Source organism: Arthrobacter sp. SD76 (genome assembly GCF_049726125.1).
Taxonomy (GTDB): Bacteria; Actinomycetota; Actinomycetes; order Actinomycetales; family Micrococcaceae; genus Arthrobacter; species Arthrobacter nitrophenolicus.
The window spans coordinates 2,678,284-2,700,371 of record NZ_JBNBLR010000001.1 but is presented as its reverse complement, the minus strand read 5'-3'; the positions used below and the strand labels follow the sequence as shown (position 1 = coordinate 2,700,371).

General features: G+C 67.3%; 12 protein-coding genes, 7 pseudogenes and 2 riboswitches. Of the genes and pseudogenes, 14 read left to right on the top strand and 5 right to left on the bottom strand.

Going from position 1 to position 22,088, the window contains the following annotated elements:
• Positions 1–136 precede the first annotated feature (136 nt).
• Both ACPEE0_RS13185 and ACPEE0_RS13180 read left to right on the top strand, forming a co-directional pair.
• A pseudogene (locus ACPEE0_RS13185) lies at positions 137–639 on the top strand (GNAT family N-acetyltransferase).
• 49 nt (positions 640–688) lie between these two features.
• Positions 689–1,072, top strand: coding sequence for a RidA family protein (locus ACPEE0_RS13180; protein WP_009359464.1), 384 nt, complete (start codon positions 689–691; stop codon positions 1,070–1,072).
• Between the two features lie 7 nt (positions 1,073–1,079).
• Here ACPEE0_RS13180 and ACPEE0_RS13175 read toward each other — a convergent pair whose 3' ends face one another.
• Both ACPEE0_RS13175 and ACPEE0_RS13170 read right to left on the bottom strand, forming a co-directional pair.
• On the bottom strand, positions 1,080–1,745 hold the full coding sequence (locus ACPEE0_RS13175; protein ID WP_009359465.1) for a response regulator: 666 nt from the start codon (positions 1,743–1,745) through the stop codon (positions 1,080–1,082).
• Between the two features lie 15 nt (positions 1,746–1,760).
• Positions 1,761–3,595 (bottom strand): annotated as a pseudogene (locus ACPEE0_RS13170) (ATP-binding protein).
• Positions 3,596–3,797: 202 nt separating this feature from the next.
• Here ACPEE0_RS13170 and ACPEE0_RS13165 point away from each other — a divergent pair.
• The 5 genes and pseudogenes from ACPEE0_RS13165 (at position 3,798) to ACPEE0_RS13145 (ending at position 9,646) form a co-directional block, all read left to right on the top strand.
• The gene (locus tag ACPEE0_RS13165) at positions 3,798–5,300 is read left to right on the top strand and encodes a CitMHS family transporter (protein ID WP_407709302.1); all 1,503 of its coding nucleotides are present in this window, start codon (positions 3,798–3,800) and stop codon (positions 5,298–5,300) included.
• A 147-nt stretch (positions 5,301–5,447) separates the two neighbouring features.
• Complete coding sequence (gatC, locus tag ACPEE0_RS13160; protein ID WP_424574614.1) at positions 5,448–5,750, top strand: Asp-tRNA(Asn)/Glu-tRNA(Gln) amidotransferase subunit GatC; 303 nt, start codon at positions 5,448–5,450, stop codon at positions 5,748–5,750.
• A pseudogene (gatA, locus tag ACPEE0_RS13155) lies at positions 5,747–7,322 on the top strand (Asp-tRNA(Asn)/Glu-tRNA(Gln) amidotransferase subunit GatA). The gene gatC and the pseudogene gatA overlap by 4 nt, the downstream one beginning before the upstream one ends.
• Positions 7,322–8,829, top strand: a pseudogene (gene gatB / locus ACPEE0_RS13150) (Asp-tRNA(Asn)/Glu-tRNA(Gln) amidotransferase subunit GatB). The pseudogenes gatA and gatB overlap by 1 nt, the downstream one beginning before the upstream one ends.
• A gap of 196 nt (positions 8,830–9,025) precedes the next feature.
• Positions 9,026–9,646 (top strand): hypothetical protein, encoded by a 621-nt coding sequence (locus ACPEE0_RS13145; protein WP_424574613.1) that lies wholly within the window; start codon positions 9,026–9,028, stop codon positions 9,644–9,646.
• Between the two features lie 13 nt (positions 9,647–9,659).
• On the opposite strand, the gene ACPEE0_RS13140 is transcribed toward ACPEE0_RS13145, so the two are convergent.
• Positions 9,660–10,571 (bottom strand): LysR family transcriptional regulator, encoded by a 912-nt coding sequence (locus ACPEE0_RS13140; RefSeq protein ID WP_424574612.1) that lies wholly within the window; start codon positions 10,569–10,571, stop codon positions 9,660–9,662.
• Positions 10,572–10,703: 132 nt separating this feature from the next.
• On the opposite strand from ACPEE0_RS13140, the gene tdh reads away from it, so the two are divergent.
• From tdh to ACPEE0_RS13110, 6 genes and pseudogenes are all read left to right on the top strand, one after another.
• Entirely contained in the window at positions 10,704–11,750 is a 1,047-nt protein-coding gene (gene tdh, locus ACPEE0_RS13135) for an L-threonine 3-dehydrogenase (RefSeq protein WP_424574611.1), read from the top strand.
• An 11-nt stretch (positions 11,751–11,761) separates the two neighbouring features.
• A complete protein-coding gene (locus ACPEE0_RS13130) occupies positions 11,762–12,958 on the top strand; it encodes a glycine C-acetyltransferase (protein ID WP_424574610.1) in 1,197 nt (398 codons plus the stop codon).
• A 55-nt stretch (positions 12,959–13,013) separates the two neighbouring features.
• Positions 13,014–14,119 (top strand): annotated as a pseudogene (locus ACPEE0_RS13125) (NAD(P)/FAD-dependent oxidoreductase).
• 11 nt (positions 14,120–14,130) lie between these two features.
• Positions 14,131–15,343 (top strand): annotated as a pseudogene (gene hutI, locus ACPEE0_RS13120) (imidazolonepropionase).
• Positions 15,344–15,440: 97 nt separating this feature from the next.
• Positions 15,441–16,229: a DeoR/GlpR family DNA-binding transcription regulator gene (locus ACPEE0_RS13115; RefSeq protein WP_424574609.1), complete on the top strand. Its 789-nt coding sequence runs from the start codon at positions 15,441–15,443 to the stop codon at positions 16,227–16,229.
• Between the two features lie 84 nt (positions 16,230–16,313).
• Entirely contained in the window at positions 16,314–17,093 is a 780-nt protein-coding gene (locus tag ACPEE0_RS13110) for a CPBP family intramembrane glutamic endopeptidase (protein ID WP_009359557.1), read from the top strand.
• Between the two features lie 95 nt (positions 17,094–17,188).
• On the opposite strand, the gene ACPEE0_RS13105 is transcribed toward ACPEE0_RS13110, so the two are convergent.
• Both ACPEE0_RS13105 and ACPEE0_RS13100 read right to left on the bottom strand, forming a co-directional pair.
• Positions 17,189–19,240, bottom strand: a complete 2,052-nt coding sequence (locus tag ACPEE0_RS13105; RefSeq protein WP_424574608.1) for a DUF222 domain-containing protein — start codon at positions 19,238–19,240, stop codon at positions 17,189–17,191.
• Between the two features lie 312 nt (positions 19,241–19,552).
• Entirely contained in the window at positions 19,553–20,191 is a 639-nt protein-coding gene (locus ACPEE0_RS13100; protein WP_009359382.1) for a VOC family protein, read from the bottom strand.
• A gap of 165 nt (positions 20,192–20,356) precedes the next feature.
• A riboswitch (SAM riboswitch) is annotated at positions 20,357–20,472 on the top strand.
• 42 nt (positions 20,473–20,514) lie between these two features.
• Between ACPEE0_RS13100 and ACPEE0_RS13095 the strand changes: the two are divergent.
• A pseudogene (locus tag ACPEE0_RS13095) lies at positions 20,515–21,839 on the top strand (bifunctional o-acetylhomoserine/o-acetylserine sulfhydrylase).
• 132 nt (positions 21,840–21,971) lie between these two features.
• A riboswitch (SAM riboswitch) is annotated at positions 21,972–22,088 on the top strand.

Sequence of the window (22,088 nt, the reverse complement as noted above, 5' to 3'; positions counted from 1 at the left end):
GTTCCCGCTCTAGGCGGACCGGGCAGGCGGCCCGGCAGCCCGGCTTCCGCCGGTAGTGATAGTTGGTAGTGATAGTTCAGTCACGGAAAGCGCCCTTTCGGGCCGGGGAAGCGGCAGCCGCCACTACCATTGACGGGTGCTACCGCAGATCACCATCCGTGCCGCCGTCGAGGCCGATTACGACGCCGTTGCCCGCATTACGCGCGATTCCTACCTCGCAGCGGGCTACTTCGACGACGCCGAACACCCGTACATGCGCAAGATCAGGATGTTGCGCTGCGCGCCGGGCAGGCCACCATCTGGGTGGCGGAGCGGAACAGCGAGGTGGTGGGATCGGTGACGCTGGCCACCGCCGGCGAACCGTACGCGGACATCGCGCTGCCGGATGAGCTCGAGTTCCGCATGCTGGTGGTGGACCCCGCCGTGCAGCGCAGCGGAGCCGGGAAGGCCATGGTGGATGCCATCATCAACCACGCCCGGTCCCTGCCCGGGATTACCGGCGTCGCCCTCACCACGGGGGAGACATGGGAGAGCGCGCACGGACTGTACCGCAAAGCCGGGTTCCGCCGGGTGCCGGAGCGTGACTGGTTCGTCCCCGGAACCGACACAAAGCTGCTGGTTTACCGGCTGGACCTGTAGCAGCCCTACAGTGGTGCCGACCCCATTCCGGCATTTGAAAGGCCCCACCATGCGCAAAACCTTCGGCACCGGTTCCGTCTGGGAACAGACGCTCGGCTACTCCCGCGCCGTCCAGGTGGACAACACCCTGTACATCTCGGCCACCGCTGCCAGCGGCGAGGACGGCATCGTGGGCGATGACTTCTACACGCAGACCCAGTTCATCCTGCAGAAGCTCGGCAAGGTCCTGGCCGACGCCGGGTTCAGCTTTGAGGACGTCGTCCAGTCCAAGCTCTACCTGACGGACATCAGCAAGTGGGAAGAGGCAGGCCGCGCCCACGGCGAAGTGTTCGGCGAGATCCGCCCCACCCTGTCCCTGGTGCATGTGCTGCCGTTCCTGGACCCCAAGATGCTCGTCGAAATCGAGCTCGTGGCCCAGAAGAGCGCCAGCTAGGAAAAATCTAGGGCGCGGCGGGCAGGCCGTAGCGGTGCTCCGGCCTGCCCGTGCTCCCGTACCGAAGCTGGATATCGACGGCGCCGTCGTCGGCCAGCGATGACAGGTAGCGTTGCGCGGTGGCCCGGGAAACGCCCACCCGGCTGGCCACTTCGGCTGCCGAATACTGCTCGCCGGGAACCAGGGACTCCAGTACGGCCGCCTCAGTGGCTGAGCGCGGTTTCGCCGACGGCGTCACGTCCCCGGGGATCAGTGACCTCTTGGCGCGTTCCACCGCGTCCTGGTCCAGTGCCCCCGGGGCGGAGAGCAGCCGGCGGTACCGGGCGTAGGACCGCAGCTGCTGCGACAGGGCGTCAGCAGTGAACGGCTTCAGCAGGTATCCCAGCGCGCCGCGGCGGAAGGCCGTCCGGACGGACAGGGCATCCGAGGCGGCGCTGAGCATGACGGTATCGACGTCGAGCTGCTGCAGCAGGTCCAGGCCGGAGGCGTCCGGCAGGTAGACATCCAGCAGCACCAGGTCGGGCCGCAGGCTGTGGATGGCCTGCAGCGCCAGGGACGCCGTGCCCACCGGCGCCAACGCCAGGAACCCGGCCACCGAGTCCACGTACGCGGCGTGGAGCTTGGCCACATGGAAGTCGTCGTCCACGATCAGGACCCGGAAATCCTCAGCCATCGTTGTTGTCTCCCTTCATCTCCGCGCTTCGCGGCGCTGTATCGCTGCGCGCTGTCCCCAAAGTTCCTGGTGTCCCTGAAACTTCCCTGTGTCCCCAAAGTTCCTGGTGTCCCTGAAACTTCCCTGTGTCCCCAAAGTTCCTGGTGTCCCCAAAGTTCCCGATGCCTCCGCGCTTCCCGCGGTGGTACGCGGCAGGGTGGCCATGAAGACCGCCCCCGGCCCGCCCTGCCTGCCCCGGTCCAGCACCCTGACGTCCCCGCCGCGGCGCCGGGCCAGCTGGCGCGCCAGGGCCAGCCCAAACCCCTGTCCGCCGCTGCCGTTCCGGGCCAGCGGCCCGGACGCCGTGCTGAAGCCTTCCGCGAAGATCGCCTCCGCGTCCGTCCCTTCCGCCAGCCCGTCGCCAGAGTCCGCGACCACGATGTGGAGGGTGCCGCCGTCGCCGCCCGGCTCGTCCAGCACCTCCACCTCCACCCAGCGTTCCGTTGCGGCGCCGGCCACCGCCGCGTTCACCGCGTTGTCGATCAGGTTGCCCAGCACGGTGGTGACGTCCTGCGCCTCCGTGACGTGCCCGCGGACCAGGGTTTCGGGGCCGATCCGCAGGGCCACGCCCCGTTCCTCGGCCTCCACGCCCTTGGCACCCACGAACGCCTGGAGGTAGGGGTCCTGCAGGAGCTCGGCCTGCTCCACCGGGAAAGTGAGGGGGCCGGTGGCGGCAAGCTGCGCCAGGTACTCGCGCGCCTGCCGGTGCTGGCCGATGCTCATGAACCCGGCCAGCGTGTGCAGCTGGTTGGCGAACTCGTGGCGCTGCGCGCGCAGCGCCGTCGACATGGTGCCCACGGCGTCCAGCTGGCGGGTGAGTTCCTGCAGTTCGGTGCGGTCGCGGAGCATCACCACCCAGCCAAGGTCCTCCCGCCGGTGCAGGGCCTTGCGGGCATTGGCCACCAGCACCCGCCCGCCCGCCACGACTTCCAGGGCGTCGCTGCCTGCGGTGCCGGGCCTGGTCAGGGACTTCACCTGGTCCGGGACGGGGCGTCCTCCCAGCGCCCGCCGGTCAGGTCGGGCAGGTCGAGGAGGCGCTGCGCGGCGGCGTTGAACACGCTGATCCGGCCGTCGGCACTCACGCCGATGACGCCGTCGTCCACGCCCTGCAGCACCGCCACCTGGTCGTGGACCAGCGTGCTGATCTCCTCCGGTTCCAGGCCCAGCGTCAGCCGCTGCAGCCGGCGGCGCAGCAGGAAGGAGCCCAGCACGCCGGCCAGCAGGGCACCCGCCGCCGTCCCGGCCACGGGGCCGATGTCCCGGGCCACGCTCTGCCCTACCGTCTCCATCGAGTACCCCACGCTGACTTCGCCCACGACGGCGGAGCTGCCCGGCGCGTACACGGGCACCTTGGCTCCGGCGGACGGGCCCAGCGTCCCCGTGTTCCGGGTGGTGACCTCGCGTCCGGCCAGGGCTTCCGAGGGGTCGGTGCTGACCTTCCCGCCGAGCCGCTCCGGTTCGGGATGCGCCAGCCGCAGGCCCGTCTCATCGGTGATCACCACGAACAAGGCTCCGGTCCTGGTCCGCGCGGCCTCGGCCGCCTGCATCAGGGGCCCGGCCGCGAGTTCGGCAGGCGGGGGAGTGCCCTCCCGCGCACTGATGGCCTGCACGTCGGCCCGGACCGAGGGGTCCGAGGCGACGGTCCGGGCAAGGGTCAGCGCCTGGTTCTCGGCCTCGCTGCCCACCCTGTCATAGGTCAGCCACGCATGGACGGCGGCGCTGAGCAGGACCACCAGCAGCACCACGGCCACCTGCAGCAGCAGCGTCTGGGTGGAGAACCGCAGCGGCGGGCGGGGCGCGGAACGCTGCATGATCCTCCTTGATGACGGGCTGTCGGTGCCCTCAGGGGCTACCGGAACCAGTGGCGGCAGCCTGTGAGCAGAATGAGCAAAATGCTCCCAATAAGCAGTATGCCAATCAATTGAGCCAAAGGCACTGCCGTGACGGCGGCCACCCTACAGTCTGTAGCACGCATCACAACGCTGTGGTGCCGTTCACAAGAAGGAGCCGGCTGTGCTGGTAATACTTGGATTCGCCATGATCGCGGTATTCATGGTGCTGATCATGACGAAAAAGTTGACGCCAGTGCTGGCGCTGATCATCGTCCCCACCGTTTTCGGTCTTTTCGCCGGTGCCGGGCTGGGCATCGGGGACATGGTCCTGGATTCCATGAAGTCCATGACCTCCACCGCGGCGCTGCTGATGTTCGCCATCATCTACTTCGGCCTGATGATCGACGTCGGACTGTTCGACCCGCTGGTGAAGTTCATCCTCCGCAAGCTGGGCAACGATCCCGCCAAGGTTGTGCTGGGCACCGCCCTGCTGGCAGCCGCCGTGTCCCTGGACGGCGACGGCTCCACCACGTTCATCCTCACCACCGCAGCCATGCTGCCCATCTACCTGCGTCTCAAGATGAGCCCGGTGGTCCTCACCTGCGTGGCCGGCCTCGCCAACGGCACCATGAACATCGTTCCCTGGGGCGGCCCCACCGCCCGTGCCGCCACCGCACTGGAAATCGACGTCAACGACGTCTTCGTCCCCATGCTTCCGTCACTGATCGCCGGCGTTGCCGTGGTCCTCGCCTTTGCCTGGCTCCTCGGCCTGCAGGAGCGCAACCGGCTCCGCGCCACCCAGCCTGAAATCTGGGGCGTCCCGGATACTGCCGAGAAGTTCGACGGCGGCGCTTCCGCCGGCTCCGCGGGCGGCGGTTCCGGAACCGGCCGCGGACGCACCGGCGGCACCCCCGGCGTCACCGCGCCTGGCGGAGCAGCCCCCGCCACTGGCGGCCTTTCCCCGGAAGGTTCATCCGTGGCAGTGCTGGACCGGCCCGAAGACCTGGTGGACGACAGCGACACGGCCATGGCCGACACCGCCCTGGACCCCAACCGCAGCACCCTGCGCCCCAAGCTGTTCTGGTTCAACCTGGCCCTCACGGTCGCCGTCATGGGCATGCTCATCGCCGACCTCGTCCCGCTGCCCTACGTCTTCATGGTGGGCTCCGCCATCGCCCTGCTGGTGAACTTCCCCAAGGTCAAGGACCAGGGCACCCAGCTGGTGGCCCACGCCCCGTCCATCGTCGCCGTCGTCAGCATGGTCATGGCCGCCTCCGTCCTCACCGGCGTGCTGACCGGCACCGGCATGGTGGAAGCCATGTCCGCCTGGCTGGTGCAGATCATCCCGTCCAGCATGGGACCGTTCATGGCCGTCATCACCGGCGTCCTCAGCATCCCCATGACGTTCTTCATGAGCAATGACGCCTTCTACTTCGGCGTGCTGCCGGTCCTCAGCGAGACCGCCGCGCACTACGGCATCAGCGCCGCCGAAATGGCCCGCGCCTCCATCACCGGCCAGCCGTTCCACATGCAGAGCCCGCTGGTTCCGGCCATCCTGCTGCTGGTGTCCCTGGCCAAGGTGGACCTGGGCGACCACCACAAGAAGGTGCTGTGGCGCAGCGCCGTGGTGTCCCTGGTCATGCTGGGAATTGGCATGCTGACCGGAGCCATCGGTATCGGTTAGTCTGTAGCTGCCGCGGTGCTGTTCCTTGTGGGCTGTACCCCGGCATGAAGGTGCCCGTCTGACGCCCGCTGGGGGTCGTCAGACGGGCATCATCGTTTCCCCACTAGAATGGATCGGAAACCAATCCGAACTTTGCAGGGGAGATCCATGGCTGCGATCAACCGTGACGACGTTGCGCATCTCGCGCGGCTCGCTCACATCGAGATGAGTGCTCATGAGCTGGACAGGATGGCCGGAGAACTCGCCGTCATCGTTGATGCGATCAAGTCGGTCAGTGAAGCCGCCGGAGACGACGTGCCGGCCACGTCCCACCCCATCCCGCTGAGCAACGTTTTCCGCGAGGACGTTGTGGGCCACACCTTCACGGCGGAACAGGCACTCTCCGGTGCCCCGGATTCCGACGACAACCGTTTCAAGGTTCCGGCAATCCTGATGAGGACTAAACAATGACTGAACAGAACACCAGCGCCGCCACCCTGATCCGGCTCTCCGCCGCCCAGCTGGCCGAGAAGCTGCGCGCCCGCGAAGTTACGGCCGTCGACGTCGTCCAGGCGCACCTGGACCGGATCGCCGAAGTGGACGGCGGCGAACGCGGCGTCAACGCGTACCTGCACATCAACGCCGAGGAAGCGCTCGCCGTCGCAGCCGAAGTGGATGCCATCCGCGCCGCCGGCGGCCCGGAGGCCGAGGCCCTCCACTACCTGGCCGGCGTGCCCATCGCGGTCAAGGACCTCATCGTCACCATCGGCCAGCCCACCACGGCGGGCTCCAAGATCCTCGAGGGCTGGCACAGCCCGGTACGATGCCACCGTCGTGGAGCGCCTGCGCGCCGCGAAAATGCCCATCCTGGGCAAGACCAACCTGGACGAATTCGCCATGGGCTCCTCCACGGAGCACTCGGCCTACGGCCCCACCCGCAACCCGTGGGACCTGGACCGCATCCCCGGTGGCTCCGGCGGCGGGTCCGCTGCCGCCGTCGCTGCCTTCGAGGCGCCCCTGGCCCTCGGCACGGACACCGGCGGATCCATCCGCCAGCCCGGCGCCGTCACCGGAACCGTTGGCGTCAAGCCCACCTACGGCAGCGTCTCCCGTTACGGTGCCATCGCCATGGCCTCCTCGCTGGACCAGATCGGCCCGGTCTCCCGGACTGTCCTGGACTCGGCACTCCTGCACCAGGTCATCGGCGGGCACGACGCCCGCGATTCAACCTCGCTGCCCGACCCGCTGGCCGACCTTGTTGCCGCCGCGAAGACCGGCAACGTCGAAGGCCTGCGGATCGGCATCATCAAGGAACTGCACGGCGAGGGCTACCAGGCCGGCGTTGAGAACCGCTTCAACGATTCCCTGGAGCTGCTGCGTGAAGCCGGAGCGGAAATCGTCGAGGTTTCCTGCCCCAACTTCCAGTACGCCCTGGGCGCCTACTACCTCATCATGCCGTCCGAGGCGTCCTCCAACCTCGCGAAGTTCGACGGCGTCCGCTACGGCCTCCGCGTCCTGCCCGAGGATGGTCCCATGACCATCGAACGCGTCATGGGTGCCACCCGTGCCGCAGGCTTCGGCGACGAGGTCAAGCGACGCATCATCCTGGGCACCTACGCCCTGAGCGCCGGCTACTACGACGCCTACTACGGCTCCGCGCAGAAGGTCCGCACCCTGGTGCAGCGGGACTTCGACGCCGCGTTCACCGTGGCGGACGTCCTGATTTCCCCCACGGCGCCCACCACGGCCTTCCGCCTCGGCGAGAAGCTGGACGATCCGCTGGCCATGTACCTGAACGACGTCGCCACCATCCCGGCCAACCTGGCCGGCGTGCCCGGCCTGTCGCTGCCCGGCGGCCTGGCGGACGAGGACGGGCTGCCCGTGGGCATCCAGCTGCTTGCACCCGCCCGGGAGGACGCCCGCCTGTACCGCGTGGGCGCTGTCCTGGAATCCCTGCTCGAGGCCAAGTGGGGCGGTCCGCTGCTTGCCCAGGCCCCCGACCTTGCCGGTACCGCGGCCCTCGAAACCCAGGAGGCAAAATAATGACCACCGACGCAATCCTCAGCTTCGAAGAGGCCATGGAGAAGTACGATCCCGTCCTGGGGTTCGAGGTCCACGTGGAGCTCAACACCAAGACCAAGATGTTCTCCTCCGCGCCCAACGTCTTCGGTGACGAGCCCAACACCAACGTCAATGAGGTGGACCTCGGCATGCCCGGCGTCCTGCCGGTGGTGAACAAGACGGCGGTGGAGTCCTCCATCAAGATCGGCCTGGCCCTCAACTGCAAGATTGCCGAGAGCTGCCGCTTTGCCCGGAAGAACTACTTCTACCCGGACACCCCCAAGAACTTCCAGACCTCGCAGTACGACGAACCCATCGCGTACGACGGCTACCTGGACGTCGAACTTGAGGACGGCACCGTGTTCCGCGTGGAAATCGAACGCGCGCACATGGAGGAGGATGCCGGCAAGCTGACCCACATGGGCGGGGCCACCGGCCGTATCCAGGGCGCCGACTTCTCCCTGGTGGACTACAACCGTGCCGGCGTCCCGCTGGTGGAGATCGTCACCAAGCCGATTCAGGGCGCCGGTTCCCGCGCCCCCGAACTCGCCAAGGCCTACGTCGCGGCGGTCCGCGAGATCGTGAAGAACCTCGGCGTTTCCGACGCAAAGATGGAACGCGGCAATGTCCGTTGCGACGCCAACGTTTCGCTCCGCCCGCACGGCCGCGAACGCTTCGGCATCCGGTCCGAGACGAAGAACGTGAACTCGCTGCGCGCCGTCGAACACGCCGTCCGCTACGAGATCCAGCGGCACGCGGCCGTCCTGGACTCCGGTGAGCCGGTCATCCAGGAAACCCGCCACTGGCATGAGGATACGCGCACCACCACGTCCGGCCGGGCCAAGTCCGACGCCGACGACTACCGCTACTTCCCGGAACCGGACCTGTTCCGGTGGTCGCCTCTCGCGAATGGGTGGAGGAGCTCCGCGCCACCCTGCCGGAGCCGCCGGCCGAGCGCCGCAAGCGGCTCAAGGCCAGCTGGGGCTACTCGGACCTCGAATTCCGCGACGTGGTGAACGCCGGCGTCCTGGACGAGATCGAGGAAACCATCGCCGCCGGCGCCAGCGCTTCCGTTGCGCGCAAGTGGTGGATGGGCGAAATCGTGGGCCGCGCCAAGGCCGCCGACGTGGACCCGGGCCAGCTGGGCGTCCAGCCCGCCACCATCGTGGAACTCGCCCGCATGGTTGAGGACGGCAAGATCAACAACAAGATGGCGTCCCAGGTGCTGGACGGCGTGCTCGCCGGTGAAGGTACTCCGGCGGAGATCGTCGAGAAGCGCGGCCTCGCCGTCGTGTCCGACGACGGGCCCCTGCTGGAAGCCATCGACGCCGCCCTCGCCGCGCAGCCCGACGTCGCCGACAAGATCCGCGGCGGCAAGGTCCAGGCTATCGGCGCCATCGTGGGCGGGGTCATGAAGGCCACCCGCGGCCAGGCCGACGCCGGACGCGTCCGCGAGCTGATCCTCGAGAAGCTGGGCGTCACCGTCTAACTGCCGCGCACCCCTACAACCGGGTAGTGCCCCTTGCCGTTGCATCACGGCAAGGGGCACTGCCCGGTTTTGCTTTTAAGTACTCAGGTAGTGGGCGGCGGAAGTACGCGTTCACACCCGGCGGGGCCGGTCCTACACTTGAGCGCACGGAGGCCGCCGGACGCAGGCCCCGGACAGCGACGCGAAAGGGGCCGCGATGCCACTGCAGGATCAGCCACGGATCCGGAAGGCCTTCATTGCGGGGGCGGTCGCAGTTGCCTTGAGCGGGACGGGGGCCGCCATCGCGTGGTCCGCCGACTCACCGCTCCCCGCGCCATCGCCGTCGCAGTCCGCGCCAGGTCAGTCCGCACCCGGTCAGGAGAAAAAGCAGGGCAAGCCGGACAAGTCCGCCAAACCCGGGAAGCCCGGCAAGCCGGATAAGTCCCAGCGGCCGCAGTTGCAGCACAGCGAAAGCGTGGTGAAGAACGCCGACGGCACGTTCCAGACCATTGTGGAGCAGCGCGGCACGGTGGAGGCCGTCAGCGAAACGTCCATCACCGTCAAGAGCGAGGACGGCTTCAGCCGGTCCTACGCCGTCAACGCCGAAACGCGCATCACCAAGGCGCCGGCAACAGGCGAGGACGGCAAGCTGGTCCGGCCCGGCGACGGAAGCATCGCGGACATCAGCCCCGGTGAAGCAGTCCGGATCTCCGGGGTGAAGAGCGGGGACCAGGCCACGGCCGGGCGGATCGCCGAAGGCGCCGGGGATGTGCCCGGGCTCGGGCTGGGCAGAGGGAGCGGCATGGGCCACGGGCACGCCAGAGGGCAATCACAATAGCCGGCGCGGAGGATCAGCCCTGCTCCACAAGCCCCGCCATGATCTCCTGCAGCGCCTCGCACACCATCATCACGGACCGGCGTTTGAGGTTCTCCGGACGTGCCAGCAGGTCGATCCGCCGCCGGGTGCTGATGCCCTCGAGCGGACGCAGGACGATGTCCGGATTCAGGACGGGCCGGGCCGTATACCTGGGCAGCAGCCCTACCACGCCGCCGGCGGCCACCAGGGCCGCCACGGTGGAGTAGTCATTGATGCGGTGGACGATGTTCGGTTCCCGGCTGGACACGGCGGCGACGGCGGACAGCACGTCCGCGGGGGAGTAGCCGGCATGGCTGGTCACCCACGCTTCACCGGCGACGTCGTCCGCGGCCACGGCCCGTTTCTGCGCGAGCGGATGCCCGGCCGGAAGCGCGACGTCCAGCGGCTCGTGCGCGAGCGGGATCACGGTGACCCGTTCGTCCGGCCAGCGGGGGCTGTGGTCCATCCGGTGGGCCAGTACCAGGTCGTAGCGGGCGGTCAGGGCAGGGAAGTCCTGCTGGGCCACGTCCTCGTCGGACAGTTCCACCCGCGGGCGTCCCGGCTCGTCCAGCATCCTGGCCAGGGGTGCGAAGACGGCCTGGCCTGCGCTGTGGAAGCCGCTCAGGGTCACCCGACCGGCGGGGGAGCCGTGGTAGGTGCCGATGGCGCTTTTTGCCTCGGCCATCGCGCTGACGACGGCGGCGCCCGCGTCCGCAAGGACCTGGCCCGCCTCGGTGAGCACCAGGTTCCGGCCCTCCTTCCGGGTCAGCGGAACCTCCACCGTGCGCTGGAGCAGGGCCAGTTGCTGGGAGACGGCGGACGGGGTGACCATCAAGGTGTCGGCCACGGCCTTGACGCTGCCCAGCGCGCCGAGCTCGCGAAGGATTTCAAGTTGGTGGATCTCCATGGACCCAGTCTAAGCATTAGCAAAAGCTACATCGTCGATTGAGGAAATGCCGATTGTGCTAAACGGTTTCCGGGGCTGTAATGGGGAGGGCAGCCCCTGCCAATGATGTGACAACCAAGAGTGAGGAAGCCGATGAAGGCTCTCTACAAGGCCGGCCCCCAGGCCGGCTTCGAGCTGGTGGACCGCCCGGAGCCCACGGTGGGTCCGGACGACGTGAAGATCCGCGTCATGACCACCGGGATCTGCGGCACGGACCTCCACATCCAGTCCTGGGACGCCTGGGCCCCGGGAATCATCGAAGCTCCCCTGATACCGGGCCACGAGTTCTACGGCGAGGTGGTGGAGACCGGAGGGGATGTCCGGGACGTCAAAGTGGGTGACCGGGTATCCGGTGAAGGCCACATTGTCTGCGGCATTTGCCGGAACTGCCGCGCCGGCCGCCGGCAGATGTGCATCCACACCGTCAGCGTGGGTGTGCAGCGTGACGGGGCGTTCGCCGAGTACGTGGTCATCCCGGAAACCAACGTTTGGGTCCACCATGATCCGTCGGTCACGCCAGAACTCGGCGCCATCTTCGATCCCTTCGGCAATGCTGTGCACACTGCCCTGAGTTTCCCGCTGGTGGGCGAAGATGTGCTCATCACCGGCGCCGGGCCCATCGGGCTGATGGCCATCGCCGTCGCCCGCCACGCCGGTGCCCGCAAGATCGCCATTACGGACGTCTCGCGGCCCCGGCTTGACCTGGCCCGCCGGCTCGGCGCCGACCTTGCCATCGACGTCTCCACCACCCGCGTCCGCGACGCCCAGCGTAAACTGGGCATGCGCGAAGGATTCGACATCGGCATGGAAATGTCCGGCCACCCCACCGCCCTGCCGGAGATGATCGACAACATGAACCACGGCGGCCGGATCGCCATGCTGGGCCTGCCCAGCCAGGACATCACCATCGACTGGGGCAAGGTGGTCACCCACATGCTCACACTCAAGGGCATCTACGGCCGGGAGATGTACGAAACCTGGTACGCCATGAGCGCCATGCTCTCCTCCAACCCGGTCCTCCACGCGGGGATCTCCACCGTGGTCACTGACACGCTCCCCGCTTCAGACTGGGAGAAGGGCTTCGACCTGGCCCGCAGCGGCAGCGGCGGCAAAGTTGTCCTCGACTGGACCCGACTCTAAGGATCATCATCATGTACACCTCCATCAAGGACCAGCTCAGCAGCGAGCTGGAGGACATCCGCACCGCAGGGCTCTACAAGACAGAGCGCAGCATCAGGTCACCCCAGTCAAGCCATATCACCGCCGGGCAGATCGGCTCACCGGGCGCGGACGTCCTGAACTTCTGCGCCAACAACTACCTGGGCCTGGCGGACCATCCGGACATCATCAGCGCAGCCAAGGCGGCCATGGATGAACGCGGCTTCGGCATGGCCAGCGTACGGTTCATCTGCGGCACGCAGGACCTGCACCTGGAACTCGAAGGCCGCGTCTCCCGGTTCCTCGGAACCGAGGACACCATCCTGTTCTCCAGCTGCTTCGACGCCAACGGCGGTGTTTTCGAGTCCTTGTTCGGTGCTGAGGACGCGGTCATTTCGGACGCGCTCAACCACGCCTCCATCATTGACGGCATCCGGCTGTGCAAGGCCCGGCGGTACCGCTACGCGAACCGGGACATGGAGGACCTTGAGGCGAAACTCGTGGAGGCGAAGGACGCCCGCCGGAAGATCATCGTCACCGACGGCGTGTTCTCCATGGACGGTTACCTCGCCCCGCTGGAGGCCATTTGCGACCTCGCCGAACAGCACGGCGCGCTGGTGATGGTGGACGATTCGCACGCCGTCGGCTTCATGGGCGCCACCGGCGCAGGTACGCCCGAACACGCCGGCGTTTCGCACCGGGTGGACATCTATACGGGCACCTTCGGCAAGGCGCTGGGCGGGGCCTCCGGCGGCTACGTCTCCGGGCGCGCCGAGATCGTGGCCATGCTGCGGCAGAAGGCCCGGCCGTACCTCTTTTCCAACTCGCTGGCTCCCGCCATCGTCGCCGCGACCATCAAGGCACTGGACCTGGTGGAGAACTCGGCGGACCTGCGGCGGCAGCTTTTCGATAATGCCGCGCTGTTCCGCCGCCGGATGACGGAGGAAGGCTTCGACCTGCTGGCCGGCGAGCACGCCATCGTCCCGGTCATGTTCGGCGACGCCGTCCTGGCCGCCAAGGTGGCTGACCGGATGCTGCAGCACGGCGTCTTCGTCACCGCGTTCAGCTTCCCGGTGGTGCCGCGCGGTGCCGCCCGCATCCGGGTGCAGCTTTCGGCCGCACACTCCGCGGACGACGTCGAGGCGTGCGTTCAGGCCTTCGTCGCCAGCCGTGCCGAGGTGGCAGCCTGATCCGGCCGTTGTTTCCGGCCCGCCCTTTCCGCAGCAACTCTGCAAGGATGGACGCATGGCAGCACATTACGATGTCCTGATTGTGGGCGGCGGCATTGCCGGCCTGTCCCTGGCGTCCGCGCTGGCGGGCCAATGCAGCGTGGCGCTGGTGGAGGCCGAGCAGGAGCTGGCGTACCACACGTCCTCCCGGTCGGCCCGGCAGCTTATTCCCAGCTACGGCCCGCCGGTGGTCCAGGAGCTCACCGCCAGGACGCTTGAGCTGATTGCCGCCCGGGATGCCGAGCTGCCCGAGCCTGTCCTCACGCCCCGGAGCTTCATGCTGATCGGCAGCGAGGCTGGAGTGGCGGCGGAGGCCAGCGGCTCCATGAAGCCCATCACCCATGCCGAAGCGCTGGAGCTCTGCCCGGCGCTGGTCCCGGAGTCATTTGCCGCAGCGGGCCTGGACACCGGATCGTTCGGTTCCAATGCCCCGCTGCTGCTGGACGACCACCGGCAGCGGGCAGTGGCCGCCGGGGCGGATATCTATACCGGTGCCCGGGTCCATTCCGCGCAGCGGCTCGGGTCCGGCTGGGAAATCGGCGCGGGCACGGAAGCCTTCCAGGCGGGCGTGCTGGTCAATGCCGCCGGAGCCTGGGCCGACGAGCTCGCCGTCATCAGCGGCGTGGAGAAGCTGGGCCTGCAGCCGTACCGGCGCACCGCGGCGATTGCCGCCGTCGAACGTCCCCTGCCTGACGGGTGCCCCATGGTGGCGGCCGCCGACAACACGTTCTACTTCCGGCGGGAGGGGAACGATGTCCTGATTTCGCCGTCGGAGGCGGTGCCCAGCGGGCCCGAGGATGCCCGCCCAGGCCGGGCGACGTCGAACGCCTGGTGGAGCTGCTGAACACCGTGACCACCCTCGGTATCACGGCGGTGCGCCGGGCCTGGACCGGGCTTCGCACCGAAGCAGCCGACGGGGTTCCGGTGGCGGGCTTCGACGCCGAAGCGCCCGGCTTCTACTGGCTCGCCGGGCAGGGCGGCTACGGGTTCCAAACGTCTTCGGCCATGGCCGAGCTGGCGGCGGAGCAAATCCTTGCCGGCCAGGCCGGGGCTGGTGCAGCAGGTCCGGTATCCCGGACAGCACAGGCGCTGGCAGCCACGCGCTGGTCCATCCGGCGCTGAAGAATGGTTGCATGAGCATCCTGATCACGAACATTGCCGAGCTGATGACCCAGGACCTGGAACACCGGGTCCTGAAAGACGCGGCGGTAGTGATCGAGGGGGAGCGCATTGCCTGCGATCGGGCGGGCTGCCGATGCGCCCGCAGCCGACGACGCCGTCGACGCCGGCGGCCGTGCCGTCCTCCCCGGCTGGGTGGATTCGCACACCCATCTGCTGTTTGCCGGCGACCGGACGGCCGAGTTCGAGGCGCGCATGGCGGGCGAACAGTATGCTGCGGGCGGCATCGCCGTCACCATGAACGCCACCCGCGCCACCTCTGATTTCGACCTCACCCGCCTGGCATTGGGCAGGGTGGCGGAAGCGGTCTCGCAAGGGACCACTTATCTTGAAACCAAGACCGGCTATGGGCTGGATGTGGAGCACGAGGCCCGGAGCGCCCGCATCGCCTCCACGGCCGCGGACCAGGTGACCTACCTCGGCGCGCACCTGGTTCCCGCGGGCCAGGATCCGGAAGCCTATACGGACCTGGTGTGCGGCCCCATGCTGGCTGCGGTCCGCCCTTTTGTGCAGTGGGCGGACGTGTTCTGCGAGGAGGGAGCCTTCACGGCTGAACAATCCCGCAGGGTTCTGCTGGCCTGCCGGGATGCCGGCCTGGGGCTGCGGGTGCACGGCAACCAGCTCGGCGAGGGCCCCGGAGTCCAGCTGGCGGTGGAACTCGGGGCGGCCAGCGTGGACCACGTGAACTACCTTTCCGCCGGGGACGTGGAGGCCCTGGCCGGAACCTGGTCCGGCTGGGATGCAGCCCGCGGAACAGGGGAACGGGGTACGGTGGCAACCTGCCTGCCCGCCTGTGACCTCTCCACCCGCCAGCCGCTGGCCCCGGCGCGTGCACTGCTGGATGCGGGCGTCCAGGTGGCGCTCGCCTCCAACTGCAACCCGGGCACGTCCTACACAAGTTCCATGGCGTTCTGCGTTTCCACGGCTGTCCTGCAAATGCATCTCAGCGTGCACGAAGCAGTACGGGCCGCGACTTACGGCGGTGCGCTGGCCCTGCACAGGGAAGCCGGCAGGGATGCCGACGGCGAACGCGCGGTGGGGTCCATCGCCGTCGGACATCGTGCGGACCTGCACATGCTCAACGCGCCCTCGGCCACCCACCTCGCCTACCGTCCCGGGATGCCGTTGACGTACGCTGTGTGGCGGGCCGGGGTGCGGGAACGATAGGCTACTCGACACTAAATGACGTTAGTTGATCGTTTCTCGTCTGTTATGATCAGAAAACGTCATCCGAAGCGGTGGCTGTTGTCTTGAGAGGCCCTGCATGACCCGCACCGACCGACTGACCGCCATTCTCGACCTCCTGGCCAGGACGGGCCAGGTGGAAGTCGACGAGATCGTCAGCACCCTCGGGGTATCGCCGGCAACGGCGCGGCGGGACCTGGACAGCCTGGCAAAGCGCCGGCTGCTCACCCGCACCCGCGGCGGAGCCACCACCGGTGCCCTGGCCTACGATCTTCCCGGCCGCTACAACCGCGACGACCACGCCGAGGCCAAGGAGCAGATTGCCCAGGCCGCCTCCGCCCTGATCAGGCCCGGCGCGGTGATCGGGCTCTGCGGCGGCACCACCAGCACGGCCCTCGCACAGATCCTCGCCACCCGCGAGGACCTGAACGCACCGTCGAACCAGCCCACCTTGACGGTGGTCACCAACGCCATCAACATCGCGGGCCAGCTGGCGGTGCGGCCCAACATCAAGGTGATGGTCACCGGCGGCATCCTCAATCCGCGGTCTTACGAACTGGTGGGCCCATATACGGACATCATCATGCAGAAGGTTGTGCTCGACATCGCTTTCATCGGCGTCAACGGCATCGACCCGGAAGTGGGGCCCACCAATACCGGCGAGGGTGAGGCGTCGGTCAACGCCCTGCTGGCCAGCCGCGCACGGGTGTCCTATGTCATTGCCGACTCCTCCAAGGTGGGCGTGCGTGCCTTTGCCACCATGGACGGCTATCACTTCACCCGGCTCATAACGGACGCAGGCATCTCGCCGAAGGACAAGGCTGCTTTCGAAGCCAGGGGCACGGAAGTTATCGTCGCGCCTGCGTAGCGGCCCTGGCTGACTGTGCGCAGCTGGGGCGGCCGGCGTTCAGGCAATCAGACAGGATCCAGAAACTGCAGGCAAGATGGGTACATGCTGGTTCCCTCCCGCCGTCGTCTGAAGGTCGAAGTCTGGATCGTCCTGGGCCTCTCGCTTGGGCAGTCCGCCGTGTACTCCGTGGTGCAGCTGCTGGACAAGATGACCCGTGCTCCGCTTGCCGAGGGGACCTCGACACTCAACCGTTCCCAGAGCACGCGTGAGTACTTTGACCTGACGTACCAGCTGCTGGACATCATGTTCGCCCTGGTGCCGGTGCTGCTGGTGATCTACTTCCTGACGGACCAGCGGCAGGCGGCAACGGATGACGGCGGCAATCCGGGCTCTGCCTTCCGGAAGCTCGGCTTCAATTTCGCCCGCCCCGGGAAGGACCTGCTGCAGGGGTTGGGGCTTGCGGCCCTGATTGGAATTCCCTCCCTGGGCCTTTATGCCGCGGGCAGGGCCCTAGGCATCACCACCGCCATCATCCCCAGTGCGCTGGATGCCTACTGGTGGACCGTGCCGGTGCTCATCCTGTCCGCCCTCCGGCATGCGGTGGTGGAGGAGGTCATCGTGGTGGGGTACCTGATGAACCGTTTCGGCAAGTTCGGCTGGAGCGTTCCGCTGTCGATCGCGGCGAGTTCGCTCCTTCGCGGCACCTACCACCTGTACCAGGGCTTCGGTCCCTTTATCGGCAATGTGGTGATGGGCATCGTGTTTGCCTGGCTGTACACCCGGACCAAGCGGGTTATGCCCCTTGTTATTGCCCACGCGCTTTTGGATATCGTGGCATTTGTCGGCTTCAGCCTCTTCGGCCGGGCCGTGGGGCTGGGGTAGCGGCTACGTACGGAGCAGGGCTGAGTCACTCCGGGCCGGACCGCTAAGTGCAGGGTCGCTGAGGGCCCAATCGCTAAAGGCCCAGCCGCTGAGGGTCAGGTCCTTTTCCGGGTCCGGTGGGAGGACGATGGGCATGGCGTAGAAGTCGTCCCATACGGGGTCGTAGGGTGCGATGTCGTCGGCGTCGATGAGGGTGTCGTCTTCTGGTTCTTCCCAGGGCGGTTCTTCCAGGGTGGTTCTTCCCATGGTGGTTTGGCACAGGGTGGTGCTGATTCCAGCCATTCCGGAGGGCACCATGCCTCGGCGGGGGAGTCATCTGCTCCAGTTTGTCCCTTTAGGTGCGGCACGGTGTTGATTTCCTGAACCAGGACGTTGTCCGGCCAGATGGTTGGTTTGCGGTCAGGTTGTTCGCTGGAGTATTGGCGGCCGGTGGGTGATTTCCAGCCGGGTGGTTCGTTTTTTGTTGCTTGGGTGGGTGTCCAGCCGCTGTTGTGTTTGAGCCGGTGGTGTTTTGGGCAGAGTTGTGCCAGGTTGCTGATCCCGGTGGTGCCGCCGTGTTTCCACGCTTGGAGGTGGTCGGCTTCGTTGTCGAGTGCGTTGTTGTTGCAGCCGGGGAAGGTGCATTTGCCGTCGCGGAGGGTCAGGGCTTGTCGCATGGCTTTGGTGAGCCGGTAGCTGGTGCGGCCGATTTCCAGGGGTGCTCCGTCGCGCGGGTCGATGAGGACGCGGGTGAAGGAATCTGCTCCGTCGGCGAGGAGTTTACGGGCCATGGACGCGGGGATTGGGCCGTAGCCGTCCAGGGTGGCCGGTTCGTCAGTTAGGCCGAGCAGGGCGAACACGGGGACGGTGACGATGACGTCGGTGCGGGGTGTGGGGACTTTCCCGGCTCCGGGGCTGGTTGCGCCGGGGGACGCGGTGGTGGTGCTGGTTCCCGCTTGGCTGCAGGTGTCGCCGGTGCTGTTGTCTTTGGTGCCGGGGTTACTGGTTGCGTCGATGTGATCGTTGGTTTCGAGGTGAGTGTTGTCGGGGATGCCGAGGTCCGCTGCTGGTTCGTCGGATCCGAAGAGGGTGGCGAGCCCGAGGAATTCATCAGGGAACTGGTCCTCCGCGGCGCCTTGAACCTGATCGCCGGTGCCGGGGTGGCTGTTGCCGTCGCCGGCTGCAGGCGTGCTGGTGCCGGGTTGGCTGCCGCGTTGTCCGCCGGTGCCTTCCGTGTCCCCTCCGCCGGCCGGGGCGGCCATGCTCGGCCCGGAGCCGGAGCCGGTGCCGGTGCTGGCGTCTGTGGTGGTTGTTGTGGCTTGGGCGGGGGTGAGGAGGCGTCGGGCGACTTCGTCGGCCCTGATTTGGGAAAGAGTGCGGGTTTCGTTGGGGCCTTGGAGGCCGCGGGCGATGGCTGTAGTTTTGTTCCAGGCCGCCAACGCGCAGTCTGCCCGCATATAGATCGCGAACCAGGCCATGCCGTCGCGTTCGGGGGTGAATTCGACCCGCCGGTCGGCTGCGGATTTGGTGTGGCGTTTTTCGATGGATTCGGGGTGGTGGCGTTCGCGCCAGGCGCGGACCTTGGCCCGCAGCCGGGACGGTACAAGGTTTGTGGCGGGGCAGCCGCGGGCCGGGTTCGGTGCGTCCGGGTCCAGGAAGTGGTCCGCGAGGGCCACGGCGGCGGGGTGGTCCAGGGCCTCTGTTTCGTCGGCGATGATCCTGGCGCCCTGCCACGACAATGCCCCTGAAGACAGGTTCCCGTAGACCGAGGGGAGGGCGCAGACCCGACGGGCCTGGGTGATGAATGCCCCTGCTGCTCCGTAGCTGATGGTCAGGACTCCGGCGATTTCTTCCACTGTTGATATTTCCGTGAACGTGCGGTCGTGGGCGGAGGCATCGGGCGGGGTCATGGCCTGCTGCAGGTCAAGGCACTGGGCAGCGTCCCTGGCCTTGAGTGCGGTGGTCTGTGCCTCAAGCTTGGATTCCAGGCCAAGCCGTTCCAACCGAAGTTCAAACAGTCGGCCGAGAACATCAACCCCGGATCCGTCCGCATCTCCATTGGCAAGCGCGGTCTTCAAGGCTTCTTCCTCAAGGAACAGCCCATTCAGCGCGGCCGCAGTGGCATAAAAGCCTTCCATCGCCGCTGCTGTCCCTGAGCCGTTTCCCATACCCACATCATCGCGGGAGGCACTGACAATTTGCGCTGGAGCTGTTCCGCATGCTTCTCCCTGCCCGGCGCCGGGAGCCGCGATGGCAGGAAACAGCGCCTTCCTCTTAGCTCCGCTGCCCATGCCGTTTCCCATACGCACATCATCGCGGGAGGGTGTGACATTTTGAGTGGCTGATGCCAAAAGACCTAAGCCAGGGGAAAACAACACCCGCGGGTTAAATGACTTCGGCCGCCATCAGGAAGTGACGCCGTTGTCACATCCTGATGGCGGCCGAAGCCCGCTCGGGCCAAATGCCCGGTCAGGGGAAGGTCAGATGGTGACCGCTCCGTTTTGGGTTTCGAAGGTCACCGAGAGGATGCCGGGCGTGCCGTGCGGGGCAACCCACTCAACGGCAACATCCTCCAGCGGCTTTTCCACCGGCTCGCCCAGCCATTCGGTAACCCGGGAGGCCGAGCCGGCGATGGTCAGGCAGCTCATCTTGATGTTGCTCTCGTAGGCGTTGGACGGGTGGAGCGACGGATCGCCCTCCCACTTCAGCATGTAGGGCACCTGGGGATCGGCGATGAGGCCCAGGATTCCAATCTGCTTCCACACCAGCTCGCGGCCGTCGGGGAACTTGCGGTTGCCGTTGACGGCAGCCCGTCCCAGGCGTGCCTCGAACGGAGCAAGGTCGTCAACTTCGACGCACCAACCCATCCAGCCGCCGCCCGCTGCGGAGCGGGCCCGCACGGCCTGTCCAAAGGGAGCCTTGTCCGACGCCGGGTGGTCCAGGACCTCCACGACCTCAAGGTATTTGTGTCCCGCGAGCGGGATGATCATATTCCGGGTACCGAACCGGGGGTGTACCCCGCCCTTCACTGCCTCAACGCCGAGGGCAGAAGAAATACGTTCGGTGGTGGCCGCGAGGCCATCGTGTTCACAGGCGTAAGAGACGTGATCCATGCGCATGCCATCATCTTGGCACTTTGTGATCGGGCTCTCAGCTAAGGGTACCCTTACTGGGATTTTCCGATTTCAGCAACCTCGAGACCTGCTCCACGGGAGGAAAACCCGCAGGACCATGTTCGTCACAATGGTGTCCGCCCGACCCGGAGCACTCCTACACTGGGCCCAGGTCATGAGTGCCAGCAACAGCCCCGGCTCGCTGGCCGGCAACCCTCCATCCGCGGTGGGGTGCCCCGGGTGAGGACCTGGCCGTCCGGCAAAAGGCCGGATGGCAAGCGCGGCCCGTGGTGCTTCCAGCATGCCGGGCCCAGTCAAAGGAGCCTTGAATGTCCAACGGATGGTCCTTCGAAACCCGCCAGATCCACGTCGGCCAGGAACCGGATGCTGCCACCGGCGCCCGCGCCCTGCCTATCTACCAGACCACCTCCTTCGTCTTTCCCAGCGCCGAGAGCGCCGCGAACCGCTTCGCCCTCGCCGAGCTTGCCCCGATCTATACGCGCATCGGCAACCCGACCCAGGACGCCGTGGAGCAGCGGATCGCCAGCCTTGAAGGGGGCCTCGCCGCGCTCCTCCTCAGCTCGGGGCAGGCGGCAGAGACGTTCGCCGTCCTGAACATCGCCGAGGCCGGTGACCACATCGTGGCCAGCCCCAGCCTTTACGGCGGCACCTACAACCTGTTTGCCCACACCCTGAAGAAGTTCGGCATCTCCGTCACCTTCGTGGCGGACCCGGACAACCTGGACCACTGGCGCGAGGCGGTCCAGCCCAACACCAAGCTGTTCTTTGCCGAGGTGGTGTCCAACCCACGGCAGGACGTGCTGGACATCGAAGGCGTCTCCCGGACCGCCCATGAGGCCGGCGTACCACTGATCGTGGACAACACGCTGTCCACGCCGTACCTGATCCGGCCGCTGGAATGGGGCGCCGACATCGTGGTCCACTCGGCCACCAAATACCTGGGCGGCCACGGCGCCGCAATTGCCGGCGTCATCGTCGATTCAGGCAAGTTCGACTTCAGCAAGGACCCGGAACGCTTCCCCGGCTTCAACACGCCGGACCCCACCTACAACGGCCTCGTCTACGGCCGCGACCTGGGGGAGGGCGGAGCGCTGGGAGCCAACCTGTCCTACATCCTCAAGGCCCGGGTCCAGCTCCTGCGTGACCTCGGTTCGGCCGTTTCGCCCTTCAACGCCTTCCTGATCTCGCAGGGACTGGAGACCCTGAGCCTGCGCGTGGAGCGCCATGTGGCCAACGCCCAGGAGGTTGCGCGGTGGCTGGAAGCACGGGACGACGTCGAATCCGTAGCCTACGCCGGGCTGCCCTCCAGTCCCTGGTATGAGCGCGGCCGCAAGTACGGCCCAGGGGCACCGGCGCGATCGTCGCCTTCAACCTGGCCGGCGGCGCCGAAGCGGGCAAGCGGTTCGTGGACGCCCTGGAACTGCACTCCCACGTTGCCAACATCGGCGACGTCCGCTCGCTGGTCATCCACCCGGCGTCGACCACGCACAGCCAGCTGTCCCCGGAGCAGCAGGCCGCGGCCGGCGTCGCCCCGGGACTGGTCCGCCTCTCCGTGGGCCTGGAGCACATCGACGACATCCTCGCCGACCTCGAGGCCGGCTTCCGCGCGGCAAAGGAGGCCTCAGGCGCCTGAGCGCACGGCCCGGGGAGCTGAGCCGGGAGCAACGCCCGACGGCGGGTGGCCACCCGGGTGCGCACGGCCGGGGAAGTCACAACCAGTCACACTCTTGGCCCGGGGCGGGTGGTGTTTCGTACACTCGAACCAGGTCATGAGTGCCAGTGACAGCCCCGGCTTGCTGGCCGGCAACCCTCCTTCCGCGGTGGGGTGCCCCGGGTGAAGACCTGGCCTGCCGGTCATTCCGCCGGTGGGCAAGCGCGTAGA

Excerpts from the sequence above, each read along its gene's own strand:
- ACPEE0_RS13115 (WP_424574609.1), top strand. The coding sequence starts at position 15,441 with ATGACCCGCACCGACCGACTGACCGCCATTCTCGACCTCCTGGCCAGG.
- ACPEE0_RS13175 (WP_009359465.1), bottom strand. The coding sequence starts at position 1,745 with ATGGCTGAGGATTTCCGGGTCCTGATCGTGGACGACGACTTCCATGTG.
- ACPEE0_RS13180 (WP_009359464.1), top strand. The coding sequence starts at position 689 with ATGCGCAAAACCTTCGGCACCGGTTCCGTCTGGGAACAGACGCTCGGC.
- tdh (WP_424574611.1), top strand. The coding sequence starts at position 10,704 with ATGAAGGCTCTCTACAAGGCCGGCCCCCAGGCCGGCTTCGAGCTGGTG.
- ACPEE0_RS13110 (WP_009359557.1), top strand. The coding sequence starts at position 16,314 with ATGCTGGTTCCCTCCCGCCGTCGTCTGAAGGTCGAAGTCTGGATCGTC.
- ACPEE0_RS13140 (WP_424574612.1), bottom strand. The coding sequence starts at position 10,571 with ATGGAGATCCACCAACTTGAAATCCTTCGCGAGCTCGGCGCGCTGGGC.
- ACPEE0_RS13145 (WP_424574613.1), top strand. The coding sequence starts at position 9,026 with ATGCCACTGCAGGATCAGCCACGGATCCGGAAGGCCTTCATTGCGGGG.
- gatC (WP_424574614.1), top strand. The coding sequence starts at position 5,448 with ATGGCTGCGATCAACCGTGACGACGTTGCGCATCTCGCGCGGCTCGCT.
- ACPEE0_RS13130 (WP_424574610.1), top strand. The coding sequence starts at position 11,762 with ATGTACACCTCCATCAAGGACCAGCTCAGCAGCGAGCTGGAGGACATC.
- ACPEE0_RS13100 (WP_009359382.1), bottom strand. The coding sequence starts at position 20,191 with ATGCGCATGGATCACGTCTCTTACGCCTGTGAACACGATGGCCTCGCG.
- ACPEE0_RS13105 (WP_424574608.1), bottom strand. The coding sequence starts at position 19,240 with ATGGGAAACGGCTCAGGGACAGCAGCGGCGATGGAAGGCTTTTATGCC.